The organism is Limnoglobus sp. (genome assembly GCF_059499385.1).
The window spans coordinates 34,021-52,742 of record NZ_JCABYM010000054.1 but is presented as its reverse complement, the minus strand read 5'-3'; the positions used below and the strand labels follow the sequence as shown (position 1 = coordinate 52,742).

Annotated in this window: 15 protein-coding genes and 1 tRNA gene; 10 read left to right on the top strand and 6 right to left on the bottom strand. The window is 69.1% G+C overall.

The genetic code is table 11. From position 1 onward, the window contains the following. Positions 1 to 75 precede the first annotated feature (75 nt). From AC5JJ2_RS10365 to AC5JJ2_RS10350, 4 genes are all read left to right on the top strand, one after another. Entirely contained in the window at positions 76 to 1,785 is a 1,710-nt protein-coding gene (locus tag AC5JJ2_RS10365) for a peptidase domain-containing ABC transporter (RefSeq protein ID WP_495857909.1), read from the top strand. 135 nt (positions 1,786 to 1,920) lie between these two features. Next, complete coding sequence (locus AC5JJ2_RS10360) at positions 1,921 to 3,375, top strand: HlyD family secretion protein (protein WP_495857908.1); 1,455 nt, start codon at positions 1,921 to 1,923, stop codon at positions 3,373 to 3,375. Positions 3,376 to 3,404: 29 nt separating this feature from the next. Continuing rightward, the gene (locus AC5JJ2_RS10355) at positions 3,405 to 4,958 is read left to right on the top strand and encodes a TolC family protein (protein WP_495857907.1); all 1,554 of its coding nucleotides are present in this window, start codon (positions 3,405 to 3,407) and stop codon (positions 4,956 to 4,958) included. A 54-nt stretch (positions 4,959 to 5,012) separates the two neighbouring features. After that, entirely contained in the window at positions 5,013 to 7,646 is a 2,634-nt protein-coding gene (locus AC5JJ2_RS10350) for a protein kinase domain-containing protein (RefSeq protein WP_495857906.1), read from the top strand. A gap of 37 nt (positions 7,647 to 7,683) precedes the next feature. Here the strand turns inward: AC5JJ2_RS10350 and AC5JJ2_RS10345 are convergent, their stop codons facing one another. Next, positions 7,684 to 8,247 carry a Uma2 family endonuclease gene (locus AC5JJ2_RS10345; protein ID WP_495857905.1) on the bottom strand — a complete coding sequence of 188 codons (564 nt, stop codon included), beginning with the start codon at positions 8,245 to 8,247 and terminating at the stop codon, positions 7,684 to 7,686. 121 nt (positions 8,248 to 8,368) lie between these two features. On the opposite strand from AC5JJ2_RS10345, the gene nadA reads away from it, so the two are divergent. Genes nadA through AC5JJ2_RS10325 form a run of 4 tightly spaced genes read left to right on the top strand, consistent with a single transcriptional unit; the run spans position 8,369 to position 10,796 of the window. Continuing rightward, positions 8,369 to 9,343 carry a quinolinate synthase NadA gene (gene nadA / locus AC5JJ2_RS10340; RefSeq protein WP_495857904.1) on the top strand — a complete coding sequence of 325 codons (975 nt, stop codon included), beginning with the start codon at positions 8,369 to 8,371 and terminating at the stop codon, positions 9,341 to 9,343. 10 nt (positions 9,344 to 9,353) lie between these two features. Then, positions 9,354 to 9,695, top strand: coding sequence for a helix-turn-helix domain-containing protein (locus AC5JJ2_RS10335; RefSeq protein WP_495857903.1), 342 nt, complete (start codon positions 9,354 to 9,356; stop codon positions 9,693 to 9,695). Then, positions 9,692 to 10,117, top strand: coding sequence for a type II toxin-antitoxin system VapC family toxin (locus AC5JJ2_RS10330; RefSeq protein WP_495857902.1), 426 nt, complete (start codon positions 9,692 to 9,694; stop codon positions 10,115 to 10,117). The genes AC5JJ2_RS10335 and AC5JJ2_RS10330 overlap by 4 nt, the downstream gene beginning before the upstream one ends. Before the next feature lie 19 nt (positions 10,118 to 10,136). After that, on the top strand, positions 10,137 to 10,796 hold the full coding sequence (locus AC5JJ2_RS10325; protein ID WP_495857901.1) for a DOMON domain-containing protein: 660 nt from the start codon (positions 10,137 to 10,139) through the stop codon (positions 10,794 to 10,796). A 4-nt stretch (positions 10,797 to 10,800) separates the two neighbouring features. Here the strand turns inward: AC5JJ2_RS10325 and AC5JJ2_RS10320 are convergent, their stop codons facing one another. Next, positions 10,801 to 11,724 (bottom strand): methylene-tetrahydromethanopterin dehydrogenase N-terminal domain-containing protein, encoded by a 924-nt coding sequence (locus AC5JJ2_RS10320; RefSeq protein ID WP_495857900.1) that lies wholly within the window; start codon positions 11,722 to 11,724, stop codon positions 10,801 to 10,803. A gap of 115 nt (positions 11,725 to 11,839) precedes the next feature. Next, on the bottom strand, positions 11,840 to 12,334 hold the full coding sequence (gene fae / locus AC5JJ2_RS10315) for a formaldehyde-activating enzyme (RefSeq protein WP_495857899.1): 495 nt from the start codon (positions 12,332 to 12,334) through the stop codon (positions 11,840 to 11,842). Positions 12,335 to 12,537: 203 nt separating this feature from the next. On the opposite strand from fae, the gene AC5JJ2_RS10310 reads away from it, so the two are divergent. After that, positions 12,538 to 15,486 (top strand): PQQ-dependent sugar dehydrogenase, encoded by a 2,949-nt coding sequence (locus AC5JJ2_RS10310; RefSeq protein ID WP_495857898.1) that lies wholly within the window; start codon positions 12,538 to 12,540, stop codon positions 15,484 to 15,486. Positions 15,487 to 15,624: 138 nt separating this feature from the next. Here the strand turns inward: AC5JJ2_RS10310 and AC5JJ2_RS10305 are convergent, their stop codons facing one another. Both AC5JJ2_RS10305 and AC5JJ2_RS10300 read right to left on the bottom strand, forming a co-directional pair. Next, complete coding sequence (locus tag AC5JJ2_RS10305; RefSeq protein ID WP_495857897.1) at positions 15,625 to 16,797, bottom strand: hypothetical protein; 1,173 nt, start codon at positions 16,795 to 16,797, stop codon at positions 15,625 to 15,627. Between the two features lie 96 nt (positions 16,798 to 16,893). Further along, positions 16,894 to 17,070, bottom strand: a complete 177-nt coding sequence (locus AC5JJ2_RS10300) for a hypothetical protein (protein ID WP_495857896.1) — start codon at positions 17,068 to 17,070, stop codon at positions 16,894 to 16,896. Between the two features lie 418 nt (positions 17,071 to 17,488). On the opposite strand from AC5JJ2_RS10300, the gene AC5JJ2_RS10295 reads away from it, so the two are divergent. Further along, positions 17,489 to 18,604 carry a lysylphosphatidylglycerol synthase transmembrane domain-containing protein gene (locus AC5JJ2_RS10295; RefSeq protein ID WP_495857895.1) on the top strand — a complete coding sequence of 372 codons (1,116 nt, stop codon included), beginning with the start codon at positions 17,489 to 17,491 and terminating at the stop codon, positions 18,602 to 18,604. Here the strand turns inward: AC5JJ2_RS10295 and AC5JJ2_RS10290 are convergent. After that, positions 18,586 to 18,658, bottom strand: a tRNA-Ala gene (locus AC5JJ2_RS10290). The genes AC5JJ2_RS10295 and AC5JJ2_RS10290 overlap by 19 nt on opposite strands. Positions 18,659 to 18,722: the final 64 nt, after the last annotated feature.

Here is an 18,722-nt window from a genome sequence, read left to right as displayed (position 1 = left end):
CGGCGGTCCGACGGACCGCCGCTTTTTTTGTGGGCGTTGAAAATAGCACAGTCCCTGTACTATTAATCGACCGTCATGGCACACTCCCCACACGCCGCCGGCCACGATCACTTCGACCACGTCACGATGTCGGCGTTCCGCCGGCTGCTCGGGCTGTTCCGGCCGGAGCGGCGGGAACTGATCGCGGTCGTCCTGTTCGCCGTCGGCGTCGGCGTCTGCACGCTGGCCGTGCCGATCGTCGCGATGGCCGTCGTGAACACCGTCGCCCTCGGCACGCTCGTCCAGCAACTGTTCGTCCTCTGCGCCGCGCTGTTCGTGGCCCTCGGCCTCGCCGGGTTCCTCCAGACGCTGCAAACGATCGCCGTCGAGTTCATCCAGCGCCGCATCTTCGTCCGCGTGGCGAGCGACCTGGCGTACCGGTTGCCGCGGGTGGACCTGCGGGCGTTCGACCGGCAGCACGGGCCGGAACTGGTGAACCGGTTCTTCGACGTGCTGACCGTGCAGAAGGCGGCCGCCACGCTGCTGCTCGACGGCGTGACGATCACGCTGCAAGTCCTCATCGGCATGGTCCTGCTGGGCTTCTACCACACGTACCTGCTCGGGTTCGACCTGATCCTGCTCGTGTCGCTCGTGCTGCTGTTCACCGTCCTCGGGTGGGGGGCGGTGCGGTCGGCGGTGCGGGAGTCGATCGCGAAGTACGACGTGGCCGCGTGGATGGAGGAAGTGGCCCGCCACCCCATCCTGTTCAAGACGGCCGGCGGCCCGGCCTACGCCCGCGCCGGGACCGACCGGCTGACGCAGACGTACCTCGAGCACCGGGCGGCGCACTTCCGCGTGCTGCTGCGGCAGCTCGTGTTCGCGCTGTTCCTCCAGGCGGCGGCGAACGTCGCGCTGCTCGGCCTCGGCGGCGTCCTCGTCATCCGCGGCGAGCTGACGCTCGGCGAACTCGTCGCCGCCGAGATCGTCGTCACGCTGGTGGTGGCGACGTTCACGAAGGTCGGCAAGCAACTGGAGGCGTACTACGACCTGTTGGCGGCGGTGGAGAAGCTCGGCCACCTGATCGACCTGCCGCTGGAGCGGGCGACCGGGGAGCCGCACGCCGGGCGGCCGGGCGGGATGCCGCTGGCGATTCACAACGTCACGTACACCTACGAGGACGCGCACCAGGACGCGCTGACCGACTTGTCCTTCGCGATCAAGCCGGGCGAGCGGGTGGCGCTGGTCGGGCCGAACGGGGCGGGGAAGAGCACGCTCATCGACCTCTTGTTCGGCCTGCGGACGCCGAGCCGCGGGTGGGTCGAGATGGACGGGGCCGACCTGCGGTCCGTCCGGTTGGACGAGATGCGGGCGTCGATCGCCGTCGTGAAGGGGATCGAGACGATCCAGGCGTCGATCCTGGAGAACGTCCGGATGGGCCGGCCGGACGTGACGCTGGCGGACGTGCGGCACGCCCTGCACAGCGTCGGCCTGGACCGCCGGGTGATGGACTTCCCGGACGGGCTGGAGACGGTCCTGTGGACCGGCGGGTCGCCGCTGTCGCTGGGCCAGGCGAACCGGCTGATGCTCGCCCGCGCGATGGTCGGCAAGCCGCGGCTGCTGATCCTGGACGAGACGCTCGACCACATGGACGCGGAGATTCGCGAGTCGGTGTTGCCGGCGATCTTCGGCCGGGACGCGGCGTGGACGGTGCTGATCGTGACGCACTCGGAGGAGGTCGTCCGCCTCTGCGACCGGGTGGTGAACGTCGAGCGGGCGGCCCGGCCGGTGGCGGTGGCGGCGCTGTAGGGCGGGTCAAGGCTTTGCGCCGACCCGCCGTCGCGCCCCCGGCTTCTCGGTACCTCCCAACGCGGTTGTCGTCCCCCGGCGGGTCGGCGCAAAGCCTTGACCCGCCCTACAAGAATCACGAACCGAGGGCCGCGAATGGGAACCACACCCGCCACCCCCGAGGCGCTGCACGCCCTGGCCCAGGCCCGCACCCCGCGGTGGGTCCGGTGGGCGGCCCGTCTGCTCATCCTCTTCGTTCTGATCCTCGTCCCCGTCCTGCTGCTCGCCCCGTGGACGCAGACCGCCCACGGCCAGGGCCGGGCCATCGCGTTCAACCCGGTCCAGCGGCCGCAGTTCGTCGTCTCCCCGATCGAGGGGCGGGTCAAGAAGTGGCACGTCATGGAAGGGGACAAGGTGAAGGCCGGGCAAATCCTCGTCGATCTGGTGGACAACGACCCGAACATCCTCGAACGGCTCCGCGAGCAGGAGATGCTCGCCCTCCAGCGGCTGACCCTCGCGGACGGGCGGATCGTGGACCAGCGGAACCGGCTCGGGCACATCAAGGACGAGCGGGAGCTGCTCCTCGCCGAGGCCCGGTTCCGGATCGACCAGGCCGAGCAGCAGCGGCTCGCCACGAAGGAGGAGTTGGAGCGGGCGAAGTTCGACCTCGAGCGGGAGCAGTTGAACTACGACCGGCTGAAGAAGCTGAACGAGAGCAAGGTCGGCGAGGTCGTGTCGAAGGACGCGGTCGAGGAGGCGGACCGGCGGCTGAAGCTCGCCCAGCGGCAGGTCCCGCTGGTCGAGGCCCGCGTGAAGCTGGCGGAACGGTCCATCGACGGGTTCAAGGCCCAGCGGGACGCGACCGAGAAGCGGACGGCCGCGTCGATCCAAACCGAAGAGGCGAACCTGAAGTCGGCCCAGAGCGAGCAGGCGGCCGTGAACCAGCAGTACACGGCGATGCGGATTCAGGTCCAGCGGCAGGAGAACCAGCGGATCCTCGCGCCGACGGACGGGACGGTGTTCCGCGTCCTGGCGAACGCCGAGGCCGGCGGGCAACTCGTGCGGCCCGGCGAGCGGCTGGCCGTGCTCGTCCCGGACATCAAGGCCGGCGGCGAGCCGTTCGACCCGCGGAAGGATGCGGTGGCGGCGGCGGTTGGGGGGACATCTGGTGTGAGTAACGGCCCGGTCGCGCGGTTGACGCCGGCCGAGTACCCCGGTATCGTCGCCGAACTTTACATCGACGGGAACGACCTGCCGCTGGTCCGGAAGGGGGACCGGGTGCTGCTCCAGTTCGAGGGGTGGGCGGCGGTGCAGTTCGCGTCGTATCCGGAAGCGGCGGCCGGGACGTTCGAGGGCCGGGTGTTCCTCGTGGACCCGACGGCCGAGGCCGCCGGCGGCCGGTTCCGCGTGCTGGTCGAACCCGCGGCGGGGGCGGGCTGGCCGAACGAGGAGTACCTGCGGCAGGGGGTCCGCGCCCAGGGGTGGGTGCTGGTCAAGGAAGTGCGGCTGGGGTACGAGCTGTGGCGGCTGTTGAACGGCTTCCCCCCCGCGCGGGAGGTGAAGCCGAAGGAGACGCCGAACCGACTGGGTCCGGTCGAGCGGTCGAAGTAGGTCGGCCGAGTTCGTTCTTAGGGGCACGGATGCGCCTGCGGTTCTCATTGTTCCTCGCCTTCGGCGTCGGTTGCGCCGGCACCCGCACGCCGCTGCCGGACGGCGCGTGCATCCGTGAGGTGATCGAGCGACCCGCGCTCCCGCCCGCGCCGCCGGCCGCCGACCTGCCCCCGCCCCCGTCGCCGAACGTCGCGAAGCAATCACAACTCGCCCTCGACGACGTGCTCGCCAGCGTCGGCACGAACTTCCCGCTGCTCCTCGCCATCGAACAGGAACGGACCATCGCGAATGGCCAGCGGCTGTCCGCGGAAGGGGCGTTCGACACCGTCCTCCGCGCCCGCGGGTCCGACCAGAACGGGAGCTTCTCGAACGGCCGGCTGGACGTTTCCGCGGAACAACCGGTCCTGTCGAACGGGGCGAGCGTGTTCGCCGGGTGGCGGCTCGGGGACGGCAACTTCCCGATCTACTACGGCGACCGGAAGACGGCCGACGGCGGCGAGTTCCGGGCCGGGTTCACCATCCCCCTGTTCCGCGACCGCCCCATCGACCGCCGCCGCGTCGCGCTGCGGCAGGCGCAGATTCAGGAACAACTCGCCGACCCGACGATCCGCCGGGCACGGCTGGACGCGTTCCGCTCGGCCGCCCAGACGTACTGGCTGTGGGTCGCGGCCGGGGAACAGTACCGGATCACGCAGGAACTGCTGAAGCTCGCGCAGAACCGGCAGACATTCCTGGACGAGCAGTTCCGCGGCGGCCTCGTCGGCGAGACGGTCCCGGCCCTGAACCAGCGGCTCGTCGCCGCCCGCGGCGAGGCGACGCTCGCGGCCGAGCGGCAACTCCAGCAGGCGGCCATCCGCCTGTCGCTGTTCCTCCGCGACGCGGCCGGCGACCCGGTCGTGCCGCAGGCCGGCCAGCTCCCGGCGGCGTTCTTCGACGCCGCCCCGGCCCCGCCGAACCCGGCCCAGCTTCAAGCGGACGTGCAGGCCGCGCTCGGCCTCCGGCCGGAGTTGGAGCGGTTCCGGCTGCTCAAGGAGCGGGCCGGGACGGACCTCGCGCTCGCCCGCAACCGGACGCTACCGGGCGTGAACCTGTTCGCCGCCGCGGCGCAGGACGTGGGGAACTCGAAGAAGACGTTCATCGGCACCGGGCCGTTCGCGACCGACCGGACGAACGCCGAGTTCGGGGTGACGTTCGAGCTGGAGGCGCAGCGGCGGGAGGCGCTCGGCCGGCTGCGGACGGCACAGGGGCAGCTCGCGCAGTTGCTGGCGCAGGAGCGGTACGCGCGGGACGACATCACCGCCCAGGTGCAGGACGCGATCTCGGAACTGGTGCAAACCTACGAGCGGCTGGGGAAGGCCCGCGAGGAATACAAGCAGGCGGGGCGGGTGCTCGACCTGGAGACGGAGTCGTTCCGCCGGCAGCGGACGAGCCTGGTGGACCTGAATCTGCAAGAGATCGCGGCCGCCGAGGCGCAGGTGAAGGTGGCGGCGCTCTTGGGGGCGTACTACCGGGCCGTCGCCGAGTACCTCGCGGCCGTCGGCGTGGAGGCGGCCCCGACCGCGCCGCCGACCCCCCGGCCGTAATCGGTCCGATCAATTGTTGAAAGTCGCGGCGGTTGCCGGTGTAATGGCAACACGATGCCCGACCCCGTGGACCCACCCGCCGAGCCGACCCCCTCGTTCCGCCCGCCCGCGGACGGGGAAACGCCGTCGTACTCGCCCGCCGAACCGGACCCGAACGCGCCGACGCCGACGCAGCAGACGCCGTCGGACTACGTCCCGCCGCGGTACCCGCCGGCCGCTCTCCCGGACGACGCCGACCCGCCGACCGGCGGCCGGTACACGCCGACGACGTTCCACAACAAGGGCGGCATGGGCCGGGTGTTCGCCGCCCAGGACTCGGAACTGAACCGCCGGGTGGCGCTCAAGGACATCCACCCGCGGCACCGGGCCAAGGACTGGTACCGGCGGAAGTTCATCTTCGAGGCCGAGGTCACCGGCGAACTGGAACACCCCGGCGTCGTGCCGGTGTACGGCCTGACCCGGCCGCGGGACGGGTGCGACCACCCGCACTACGCGATGCGGTTCATCGAGGGGCAGTCGCTCGGCGAGGCGATCGCGGCGTTCCACCGGGCCGGCCCGACGACGTCCTTGACGAACGAGCAGTGGGTCGCCCTCCGCCGGCTGCTGGCCCGGTTCCTCGCCGTCTGCGAGACGATCGCCTACGCCCACAGCCGCGGCGTCATCCACCGCGACCTGAAGCCCGGCAACGTCCTCCTCGGGCCGTTCGGCGAGACGCTGGTGGTGGACTGGGGGCTGGCGAAGCGGCTGTGCGGCGGCGAGACCGCGCCGGGGCCGGACGCGGCGGAACCGCGGGCCGCGAGCACCGGCGGCGGCACCCCGGCGTACTGGTCCCCGGAGCAGGCCGCCAAGGCGACGCACCTGCACGACGAGCGGACGGACGTGTACGGCCTCGGGGCGGTGCTGTTCCACATCCTGACCGGCCGCCCGCCGCACCCGACCGGGGACCACGCGGCCGAGGCCCCGCGGCCGGCCGCCGCCGCGCCGTGGGTGGACGCGGCCCTCGACGCCGTCGTGCGGAAGGCCCTCGCCCCAGAGCGCGCCGCCCGCTACCACTCGGTCCGGGGCCTCGCCTGGGACATCGAGCAGTGGATGGCCGACCAGCCGGTCGCCGCCCAGCGGGCGGCCGTGGCGATGCTCCGGGGGCGGGCCGGGGCGGCGGCCGAAGACCCCGTGCTGCAAGAGCAGTTCGCCCGCCAGTTGTCGAACCTCGGGCAAATCTACCAGGGCATGGGCCGCGACGAAGAGGCGGTGGCGGCCCTACTGGAGGCGTCCGGGGTGTTCGCGGCGATGTTCCAGGCTAACCGGGCGCAGCCCCGGTTCCGGGCGGAAGAGGCGAACTGTTACCTCGCATCCGCCCGGTCGCTGGAACGGCTCGGGCGGCCGGCGGACGCGGAGGAGAGGGTCCGGGAGGCGACGCAAATTTACAGCGGCCTCATCGCGGCGCACCCGGACGAGTACAAGGCGAACTTCGCGACGATCATCATCACGAAAGCTCACGCCCTTCCGGTTCCCGAGCCGAGCGACCCGGCCACCGAAGTTCGTGACGGCGAACCGGGTACGAATCCGGAGTCGAGCACGGGCGGGGTGTCGGACGACCTCGGCGAACCGGAACTGGTGCAAGGGTACACGGTCCAGCGCGTCCTCGGCGTCGGGGGAAGCGGCCGGGTCCTCCTCGCCCGCGACAACGCCCTCCGGCGACTCGTGGCGATCAAGGAGTTCACCCAAGAGTTCACCGGCGTGCGCGGGCAACGGTTCCTCCGCGAGATTCAACTCACGGCGAACCTCCGCCACCCGAACATCGTGCAGGTTTATACCTACGGCGTCCACGCCGGGTCCGGGCGGCCGTTCCTCGTCATGGAGTACGTCGAGGGGCGGAACTTACAGGAAGAAGCCCGCGCGTTCCACGTCCGCCGGCCGAACCAGCGCGGGACGACGGCCCTTACGGAGGGGGTGGACCCGCCCCGGCGTGCGTCCCCCGACCTGCGGGCGACCGTACTGTCCGGGAACGCGGAATTCTACCGCCTGCTCCGCGCGCTGTGTCAGGCGTGCGACGCCGTTCACTTCGCCCATCAATCGGGCATCGCCCACCGGGACGCGAAGCCGGCGAACGTGATCGTCGATCCGAACGGGGCGGCGGTCCTGATCGACTGGGGCATCGCCAAGGGGTTCGGCGAACAGCGGGACCTGGCGGCCGAGGACGCGGGCGGGCCGACGGACGGGTTCACGGAGAGCATGACCCGGACCGGACAGATCGTCGGCACGCCGTCGTACATCGCGCCCGAGCAGTTCGGCGAGAAGCCGACGACGGCGGCGACCCAGGACGTGTACACGCTGGGGGTCGGCCTGTTCGAGATCCTGACGGGTCAGTTGCCGTGGACGGGGACCGCGTACGAAGTCATGTTCGAGAAGGCCAACTCCCCGCCCCCGCGGCCGCGGGACATGACCCCGCTACCCCTGCCCCCCGAGTTGGAGGCGATTTGCCTGAAGGCCATGTCGCGACGGCCGAGGGACCGTTACCCATCGGCCGCGGAGATGGCCACGGAACTGCGGCAGTGGATCAAGAACGACTCCTGGGGGTTCAAGGTCGCTTCCCGGCGTCAGAAGTGGACATCGACGATTTTCATCGCCGGCCTGTTCTTCATCCTCGCGTTCACGTTGACGGTCATTCTCGTGAGGAACCTCAAGTAGACCCGCGGGGCGTCCCGTCGCCGAAATGGTTTGAACATTATTCAAACAGCTGCGCCACCGGCACGCGGAAGCCGGCCAGCACGTTCTCGCCGGTCAGTTCCTGGCGGGCATTCGCGAACGTCGGCTCTTCGCCGGGCCGGTAGATAGTGACGGTGCGGTCGTGCGGGTCGAGGACCCAGACGAGCGGCACGTTCGCCGCGAGGTAGGCGTCGATCTTCTCGTGAAGTGCTTCGACGACGCTACTTGGCGAAAGGATTTCGGCGATCAAGGCGGGCACGCCGTGGATGATGGTGTGTTCGTCGGTCTGCCGTACCATCACGTCGGCCGGGACGTAGGCCACATCGACCCCGAACCCGGTCGTCTCGTCCTCCGTCAGTTGGACCGCCGACTCGCCACAAACGACTTCCCCGCGGGGCGGCTTCTGCTGCTTCCACCACGCATACAGTTCACCCGTCAACCGGGCCATCGTGATCGAGTGGAACCGGTTCCGCTTCGTCATGTCTTCCTCGCGAAGCTCGCCGTTGATGAGCCACCGCCGCTTGCCGTCGTCGGGCATCGCCAACAGGTCGGCCATCGTGAGCGGTCGTGTCGCCGTCGCCATCGAGTTTTCCCCTCGTCCCGGTCCGCAATTCTACATGATTGTTCGGCCGAAGAGTATGATACTTGAAACAACCGAACCCGTGGGTTCACCCTCCGCCACGCGAAAAACAAGGGAGCCTGTCATGCCGGCCGTCCTCGACGACATCTCCGCCGAAATCCTCGACCTCAAGAAGCAGATCGGCGCGACCATCCTCGCCCACTACTACCAGGAGGGTGAAATCCAGGACCTCGCGGACATCACCGGCGACAGCCTCAAGCTCGCCCGCGAGGCGACGAAGGTAGACACGCCGGTCATCGTCTTCTGCGGCGTCCTGTTCATGGCCGAGACCGCGAAGATGCTCAACCCGACGAAGAAGGTGCTGCTGCCGGACCTGCAGGCCGGGTGCAGCCTCGTGGACTCGTGCCCGCCGGAGAAGCTGCACCGCTACCAGGAAATGCTCCGCGAGAACGGCCGGCGGTTTCAGACCGTCACGTACATCAACAGCAGCGCGGCCGTGAAGGCGCTGTCCGACTGGGTCGTGACCAGCGGCAACGCCGAAGAGGTCGTGCGGAAGATTCCGGAGACCGACGAAATCCTGTTCGTGCCGGACAAGCACCTCGGCCGCTACCTGTCGGAGGTGACGGGCCGGAAGATGATCCTGTGGGACGGGTCGTGCATGGTGCACGAAATTTTCAGCGTCCACGACCTCGTCCGCATGAAGAAGCTGCACCCGACGGCCCAGACGATCGCGCACCCGGAGTGCCCGAAGAACATCCTCGAACACGCCGACTTCATCGGCGGCACGGAAGCGATGATTAAGCACGTCGGCGGCTTCGCCGAGCCGGTCGAGTTCATCGTCGCGACCGAGCCGAACATGATGTGGCAACTCGAAAGTCGGTTCCCGCGCCACAAGTACCTACCGGTTCCGGGCATCACCTGCGCGTGCAACAAGTGCCCGCACATGGCCCGGAACACGCTCGCGAAGATTCGGGATTGCATGAAGACCGGCCAACCGGAAATCCTGTGGCAGCCGGAGTTCGACCGGGCGAAGGACGTGCTGGCGAAGAGCCTGCTCAACCCGCCGACGACGGCGAAAGTTCACCCGCAGGGGGATTGAGGGACGCGACATGGCCACCGAGACGATACCTTCGACGAACGGCGTGGCATACTCACCCCTGGACGTGCTCACGCTCGCGGAGGCCGCCGCGTACTTGCGGGTGGCAGAAGAGGTCGTCCGCTCTGAGGCGGACGCGGGGCGGCTGGTCGGCCGACGGGTCGGGGACGAGTGGCGGTTCGTTCGGGAGGCCGTCGCCGCGTGGCTGCGAACACCGCAGCCGGCGGCGACGCCGCTTGCCGCGTGGACGCCGGAACGAGAGGCCGAAGCCGAGGCCGAGATTGCCGCGATCTACGCGCAACGGAAGGTCCTCGGCACGGTGGGTGACCGCCACCCCGACGAGGACGGTGAATGACGTTCCTCCTCGACTCCGACACGCTCACGCTCGCGTTTCACAACCACCCGCTCGCCCGGCCGAAGGTCGAAGCGGCCCTGGCCTGCCAAGAGGTCGGCCTGCCGATCTTCGTTCGGGCCGAGGCCCTCCGCGGTCGGCTCGACGCCGTGCTGAAGGCCGCCACCCCCGCCGACGTGCTGCGAATGCAGGACCGGTTGCACGAGACGGAGACGTTCCTTTCTCGGTTTCCCGTCGCTGTGTTCGACCCCGTTGCCGGTCACCAATACCAACGTCTCGCCGGTCTGAAGTCGTTGAAGAGGACGGGCCACGCGGACCTGCTCATCGCCTGCGTCGCCCTGACAAATAACGCCACGCTGGTGACCCGCAACGCGAAAGACTTCGCCGGCATCCCGAACCTCAAGCTCGAAAACTGGGCCGCTTGACCCGGAAAGGACTTCCCCCATGCCGTCCGTCGTGCCGCACCGGTTCCTCGTGCGGGTCTGCCACCCGGTCCCGTACCACAAGGCCATGCCCCTCGACGACGACGACCACGTCGTCCAACTGCCGGAGGCGGCGCGGCTGAACAACTTCGCGGAGTTGGACGACGCGAAGAACTTCGCGGACGTGCGGCTGGCGTGGAACGAGTTCGGCCTCGGCGTGCAGGTCGCCGTCACGGGCAAGGAGCAGCCGCCGCAGTGCGACGCGGACAAGCCGCGGTCGTCGGACGGCGTCATGCTCTGGATCGACACCCGCGGCGACCGAACGAGCCACCGGGCCAGCCGGTTCTGCCACCAGTTCTACCTGCTGCCGGCCGGCGGCGGGGACGACAAGGACGAGCCGAGCTTCGGGCAGTCGAAGATCAACCGCGCGTTGCAGGACGCGCCGCTGTGCACCGCCGCCGACGTGCCGTTCAGGGCGGAGACGCTGAAGAAGGGCTACCGCGTCGAGGCGTTCCTGCCGGCGGCCGTGCTGAGCGGGTTCGACCCGGAACAGCACCCGCGGCTGGGAATCTACTACGCCGTGCGGGACGTGGAGTTGGGCGACCAGTACCTGGCGGTGAACCAAGACTTCCCGTTCGCGGACGACCCGTCGCTGTGGGCCGCGATGGAACTGGTCAAGTAGCGGGTCACTGCACCTTCAGCGCGATGTCGTAAATCTCGTCGATATCCAGCACGGCGTCGTTCCGCTCGAACAGGGCGGCGACGGCGGCGCGGTGAATCTTCATCTTGGTGCCGCCGACGCCGAGCGCGCCGTAGGCGATGACGCCGTCGCGGACGACACCGGCGTCCATCAACTCGACGCCCTCGATGCCGGTCGGCGGGACGCCGTTCAGGTCGATCATCAGCCGCAGGTCCTTCGCCGCGTCGCGGACCTTCTTCGGCAACAGCACCGCCCCCGGCGCGCCGGCCGCGACGACGAGTTCCCGCCCGGCCAGCGCCTTCGGCGCGTCGCCGGACGACGCCACGCTGACCGCCTGCACCTTCGCGTTCGGGATGTCGGCGCGAATCCTCGCGGCCACCGCCTCCGCCCGCGCAAGCTCCCGGCTGCCGATGCGGACGTGCCCGCCCTGCTTGGCGAGCAGCCGGGCGACCCGCTGGCCGACCGGCCCGGTCCCGCCGAGGACGAGCGCCTCCGTTTGGTTCAGGTTGACGTGCTTGCTCGCCGCCCGCACCGCGGCGGCGGCCGTCGTGTTCGCACCGTTCGAGTCGAGCATGACGGACACGGTCAGCCGCGCCGCCGGGATCAGGTGCTTGCGAATTTCCCGCACGAGCGCCTCGCCGGCCGCCACGTCGGACCCGCCGACGAAAATCGCGGTCCGGTGCAGGTCCTTCGGCCCGCGGGTGAAGACGCAGCCGTGGACGAGCGGCATCACGGTCGCCGGGGTGACACCGCCGTAGCTGAACAGTTGCGGCACGCCGCTGTCGATGGCGACGACGCGGTCGAACACGCTCGGCATCGCGTCGGTGTCGAGTTGGAGCAGAATGCGAGTCTTTTCCTCGGCCGGCTTCGATGCGGTCAGCCCCGGAATCTGCGTGCTGCTATTCGGCATGGTCAGGCTCACGGGAGGGGACCCATTTTGCATTTTTCATTTCGCCTTTTGAATTGGTTCAGAATCAATCCGGACCAATGCAAAGTGGAAATGAAAAATGCAAAATGGAAGGCGGTTACTTCGGGCTGAACGGGTGCTTCTCGCCCTTCCGAGCGATGATGTCGTCGATCTTCGGCAGGCCGCCCATCGCGTGCTTGATGGCCAGCTTCGTCGCCTCGTAGTTGTACTGGTAAATCTTCGCGTCGTCGGCCGCCTGCCAGTGGATAAACACGCCGCAGACGATCACGTACTCGTCCGCCTTGTCCTTCGGGATGACCCCCTCGGCCACGCTGTCCACGACCGCGCGAGCGACCGCGGCCTGGGCCGGGCCGAACATCTGCACGGCCTGCTTCGCGCCCTTGATCGTCACCTTCGTGATCATCACCGTCGCCGGCTTGCAGATCAGGTTCGGGGTGACCACGGCGAGCAGGCTGGAGTGGCCGGCGCTCTGGTTCGCCAGCGCGTTGGCGAACGCCACGCCCACCGGGCCGCTCTTCTCGCCGATCAGCAGGTCGATGTGGGCGATCTCGTTGCCGTCGCCGACCAGGCCTTCACCGATGAACATCGCCATGGTCCGTCTCCGTAAGTGTGGGTAGAGGAAGTTCGTCTCCGACGGCATTGATGTAAGGCGGTCCTAGCAGAAAAGCAACGGCCCGCCTGAATCGGCCGGGGAAGTCGCGGATTCCGGCCAGGGCGGCGGCAACGGACGGTAAAGGTTGCCCGTCGTAATACTAGTTAGAGGCGTCGCCCACCGACCCCTGGGGAACCCTTCACATGGCCCGTTCGCGGCTCGCGGTGGTGGCGCTGGAAGACCGGACGACGCCTGTAACCCTGCCGACGGGGTTCGCCCTGGCAGACTTCATCGACAACCTCACGCAGCCGACGGCGCTGCAGGAAGCGCCCGACGGCCGGTTCTTCATCACCCAGCAGCAGGGGGCGCTGCGGATCGCGTCCGCGGACGGGCTGACGGTCACCACGGCCCTCACGCTGACCGTCAACAGCACCGGCGAGCGGGGCCTCCTCGGCGTCGCCCTCGACCCGAACTTCACCTCGAACGGGTTCGTCTACCTCTACTACACGGTGCCGTCGCCGCTGCACAACCGCGTCAGCCGGTTCACGGTCGAGGGGAACACGATCAACCCGGCGTCGGAGGTCGTGCTCGTCGATCTGGAGAACCTGAACGCGGCCGCGTCGAACCACAACGGCGGGGCGCTGCACTTCGGCACCGACGGGAAGCTGTACGTCGCCGTCGGCGACAACGCCACGTCGAGCAACGCGCAGTCGGCCACGTCCCGGTTCGGGAAGATTCTCCGGTACAACCCGGACGGCTCGATCCCGGCCGACAACCCGACGACGATCGCCGGGCTGAGCGCCGCCCCGGCCGGGGTGTTCCGCGCGATCTACGCCGCCGGGTTGCGGAACCCGTTCACGTTCGACGTGGACCCCTCGTCGAGCCGGATTTACGTGAACGACGTGGGCCAGAACACGTTCGAGGAGGTCAACGACCTGACCGCCGGGCGGAACTTCGGGTGGCCCGCCACGGAGGGGGACTTCACGCAGTCGAGCTTCCCCTCGTTCACGCGGCCGCTGGTCGCTTACGGCCACGGGAGCGGGACCGACAAGGGGTTCGCGATCACCGGCGGCGCGTTCTACCGGCCGGCGACGACCCAGTTCCCGGCCGAGTACGCCGGCGACTACTTCTTCGCCGACTTCGCGAACGATTGGATTCGCGTGTACGACGCGGCCACCGGCACGAACAAGCTGTTCGCCAGCGAGTTGACGGACTTCGGCACGGTCGATCTCGACGCGGGGAGCGACGGCAGCCTGCTCGTCCTGTCCCGCGGCAACGGCGGGACGAACCAGGGGTCCGTGTTCCGCGTCCGGTTCACCGGCGCGCCGCAAATCGTCACCCCGCCGGCGAACGTGACGCGGCAGCCGGGGCAGAGCGCGACGTTCACCGTGACGGCGAGCGGGACCGGGCCGCTGACGTACCAGTGGCAGCGGAACAACGCGGACATCCCCGGCGCGACGCAGCCGAGCTTCACCCTGGACAACGTGCAACTGCCGGACAACAACGCGACGTTCCGCGTCGTCGTCACGAATGCCGGCGGCACGGCGACCAGCTCCGCGGCCACGCTGACCGTCACGACGAACCAACCGCCGACGCCGACGATCCTCACGCCGACCGTCGGTACGACGTTCTTCGCCGGCCAGACCGTGAGCTTCTCCGGCGGCGCGACCGACGCGGAGGACGGCACGCTGCCGGCGGCGGCGCTGTCGTGGCGGGTGGACTACTTCACGGGCAGCGCCCCGCCGCGGCCGTTCTTCCCGGAGACGCCCGGCATCGCGAGCGGGAGCGTCACCATCCCGACGCGGACGCCGTACACGCTGCCGGACGTGTTCTACCGGTTCACGCTGACCGCCCGCGACTCCGTCGGGAACGTGACGACGGCCACCCGCGACATCGTGCCGCAGACCGGCAGCGTCACCCTCCAAAGTAGCCCCGGCGGGGCGGCGATCACACTCGACGGCGCGGCCGTCACGTCGCCGTTCACGTTCGTCGGCGTCGTCGGCGTGGAGCGCGACCTCGTCGCCCCGGAGACGGTCGCGGTCAACGGCCAAATCTTCCCGTTCGTGCGGTGGGCCGACGGCGTCACGTCCCGCAACCGCGTCGTGGCGGTCGCGACCTCGCCGACGACGTTCCAGGCGAACTATTCCTCGACGCCGATCGTCCCGCAGAAGTCGCAGGTCCTCGTCGGCAGCGCCGGCCGGCCGCCGGTCGTTCGCGCCATCGACTCGGCGACCGGCGTGGAGATCAGTCGGTTCGATCTGTCGGCCGTGCCGTTGCCGGGGGGCGCGAAGTTCGGGACGGAGACGCGGGTGGCCCGCGGGGACGTGACCGGCGACGGGCTGACCGACTACGTCGTCGGCGCGGGGCCGGGGGCGCAATCGTTCGTGGTCATCTTCGACGGCGCGTCGAAGGCCGTGCTGTCCACCCTGATGGCGTTCGAGCCGTCGTTCACCGGCGGCGTGTACGTCGCCGCGGGGGACATGGACGGCGACGGCAAGGCGGAGGTCGTGGTCTCCCCGGACCAGGGCGGCGGCCCGCGGGTGGACGTTTATCGCGGGAACGGCCTGACGAAGGCCGCGAGTTTCTTCGGCATCGACGACCCGAATTTCCGCGGCGGTGCCCGCGTCGCGCTCGGCGACGTGAGCGGCGACGGAAAGAGGGACCTGGTCGTGTCGGCCGGGTTCCGCGGCGGCCCGCGGGTTGCCGGGTACGAGGCCGGGTCGGTCATGGCCGGCAAGCCGGCGCGGATGTTCGGCGACTTCTTCGCGTTCGAGCCGACGCTCCGCAACGGCGTGTTCCTCGCCGTCGGCGACATCGACGGCGACGGGAAGGCGGACGTGATCGCCGGCGGCGGACCGGGCGGCGGCCCGCGGGTACAGGCGTTCGCCGGCGCGGACCTGATGGGTGCGAACAAGCAGAGTGTGCTGGCGAACTTCTTCGCCGGCGACGCGAACACCCGCAACGGCGTGCGGCTGGGCGTGACGGACGTGGACGGCGACGGGCGGACGGACGTGGTGGTCGGCACGGCCCCCGGCGCGAAGGGGCAGGTGCTGGTCTACCGCGGCCTCGACCTCGTGCCGGGTACGCCGGCGGCGTTCAAGGTTTACACCGCGTTCGAGGACACGTTCACCGGCGGCGTGTTCGTGGGGTGACTCATAGTAGTAGGCACACTCCGTGTGCCGTCCGCGGAATCGAGTCCGCGAGATTCCGCGAGAGGCTTCCCGCGGGAGGCAGCGTTCGCGGGTTCTCGAAGACTCGAACCCGCGACGGCACACGGAGTGTGCCTACTACTATGCCGCCCGCCGCTCTTCCTTCGCCAGCCACTTCTGCATCCGCGGCAGTGTCTTCGACCAGTCGTTGCTGTGCCGCGACCGGCCGAATGCGTCGTACAGCAGGTCCAGCGTCTCGACCAGCGCCCGAATCTGGTCCGCCCGCGTCTCCAGCTTCGCCCGCGCTTCCACGATGTCTTCGGGCACGTTCGGCAGCTTCGCGCTGCCGACGGCCAGCGTCTCGGCGTGCAGCGTCAACTCGTACTGCTCGCCGTGCCGTACCACTGTGAGGCCGACCTTCCGCGGCAACTTCCCGGCCTGCGCCGCCCGCTTCACCTCCGGCAGCCGCGTCGGCCCCTCGTGCGAGATCGTCTCGTGCCCGGTCATCCCCCGCGGGCACTCCAGCGTCAGCGTCCGGGCCAGCATCACCGTCGCCTCGGAGTTGTCCGACAGCGTCACGGTGTCCCCCTCGATCTCCGTCAGCCACCACAGCCACAAGAGGAACTCGTTGCCGAGGAAGTCGCGGCTCGACTCGTCGGCGATCCACGCCACGTCCGCCGCAGACAGGTCCGGGATGAACGCGGACGGCGCGGAGTCCTCGACGTTCCGCGTCCGCTCGTAGAGTTCCGCCAGGAAGTACGCCCGGCTGCCGGACGTGATCGCCTCGACGCCGTGGCCGAACGTCTGCTGGAACAGCATCGCGAACCGCTCGACGTTCGTGAGCGACGTGGCCCCGAACAGGATTTCGTTCGACCGCGCGTCCCACAGGACGGGCACGCACTTCCGCTTGCGGAACCGGCCGTCCTTCGCCTCCTGTTCCAGTCTGTCGCGGGCAACTTCCTTCGCCTCCCGCTTCTGCCGGGCGCTCGCGAACCCGCTCGGGTTGTTCGCGGCCAGCGCCTTCAGCTCCACGGCGTAGTACGCCTTCATCAGGTCGGACGGCAGCTTGTCCGTGTCGATGCGGAGGTCGAAGTGGAGGGTGTCGTTGACGACGTTCTTCGCGAGGCCGAAGTCGGTGTCGAGGACGTGCTCGCCGGCGGCCCACCCGCAGTCGATGCCGTCGGCGGACGCGAGCTTGGACGACCCCGCGGCCCGGCTCTTGAGCCGGTCGAGGAACTCGTCGTCGAAGTGGTGGACCCGCGGGCCGTTCACCCGGAACCGGAGGAACGTGACCCGGCCGCTGAAGAACCCCATTCCGCCGCCCCCGTGCGCCCGAAAAAGCCAAAAGCGAACCGGTCCCGTTGAGGAACGGTTCGCTTCGTGTTTATCGGCGGGCGGGGTTCGGCCGGATTAGCCGGCGAGCGAGGGGACCCGCTTTTCCGTGTCCTTGCGGGTCATTTCTTCGAGCACGATCGGGTGCCACGCATTGTCGCGGCGGTCCACGGGCACGTAGTTCTCACGGGCCCAGCGGCGGAGCTTGAGTTCTTCGATGAAATCGACGTCCGGGGATAAACCATTGCTCATCATGGCTTGGATCCCTTGCCAGAAGTGTGTGGAGAGTAGCCGACCCATTCGGCTGCCGTTAGTCTAGTGGCCGTATGAAGGCCGGCAACGGGGACGGCGGGAAAAACCGGCGGAAACGCGGGAATAATTCCGACGGTCGGCCCCTCAAGTTTGCGCAGCCTCTCCAGGTCGCGGGGACAGAGTAGTAGGCACACTCCGTGTGCCGTCTCGTTGGCGGGTCGGCGAGTTCGTCGGAGTCGCCGCGACCCTCAGCAGACGGGAAACGGAGTGTGCCTACTACTATGGTCGCCGGCGGGTGACGGGACACGCTCCTTGCGGCCGACAGCAGACGGCACACGGAGTGTGCCTACTACTCTGTGTCGCGGTTGTGCAATCTTCCGGCGTGACGTATGATTCCCCCTCCCAGGGAAGGAGATTCGGCGTGAAGAAGTCGCTGGTGACCGGGTTCCTGAAGACGGCCATCGGCCTCGGGCTGCTCGCCTACGTCCTCTACAGCAACTGGGAGCCAAAGGGCGGCGGCCCCGGCATCAAGGGGCTGCTCACCCAGACGCCGGACCTCGCGCTCCTCGCCCTCGTGGTCGTGCTGACGGCCGTGACGCTGTCGTGCCAAATCTTTCGCTGGTATCTTCTCGTCCGCGCGCTCGACCTGCCGTTCACCGTCCGCAACGCCTACCGGTTGGGGATGGTCGGCTACTTCTACAACACGCTCCTACCCGGCTCCATCGGCGGCGACCTGCTGAAGGCGGTCTTCATCGCGAAGGAGCACCCGGAGCGGCGGGCCGCGGCCGTCGCGACCGTCCTCGTGGACCGGATGCTCGGCCTCTTCGGGCTACTGCTGTTCGCGTCGATCATCGGCGGCGGGTTCTGGCTCGCCGGCGACCCGCTCGTCGCGAACAACGCGTACCTGACGAAGATCATCACCGTCTGTTCCGCCCTCGTCGCGGCGGCCGTCGGCGGGTGGGTGGTCCTCGGCTTCATCCCGCAATCCCGGCGCGAGCGGATCGGCGAGGGGCTAAGCAAGGTGAAGTGGATGGGCCCGACGCTCGCGGAACTGTGGGGCGCGGCCGTGATGTACCGCCGCCGGCCGACGCTGCTCTACCTAACGATCCCGATCACGGCGTTCGCCCAGGGGGTGATGATCCTGTACCTGCACGCGGCCGTGCGGGTGTTCCCGAACCCGGACCCGGCGTCGTTCGGCGAGCACTTCATCGTCGGGCCGATTGGGTTCATCGCGCAGGCGTTCTTCCCGGCCCCCGGCGGCGTCGGCGGGGCGGAGGCGATCTTCGGCTACCTGTACACGCTCCTCGGCCGGCCGGAGCAGACCGGCGTGGTCGGCCGGCTGACGCTGCGGCTCGCGGAGATCGGCCTCGGCGTCGTCGGGTACGCCGTCTACCTGTCGATGCGGGCGGAGCTGCCGGTGAAGGAGGCCGAGCAAGCGGCGGAAGGGGAACCGGCCCCGGAGGAGAAAATGGAAGAAGCCCGCCGAGCGGAGTCGGCGGGCTTCGCGGGTTCCCCGAGTGGAGCCGAGGGGAGTTGAACCCCTGACCTCTTGAATGCCATTCAAGCGCTCTACCAACTGAGCTACGACCCCAGGACAGATAACGTAGCACCGCCCCTCCGGACCGTCAACCGTACCGCGGCCGTCTCGCGGAACC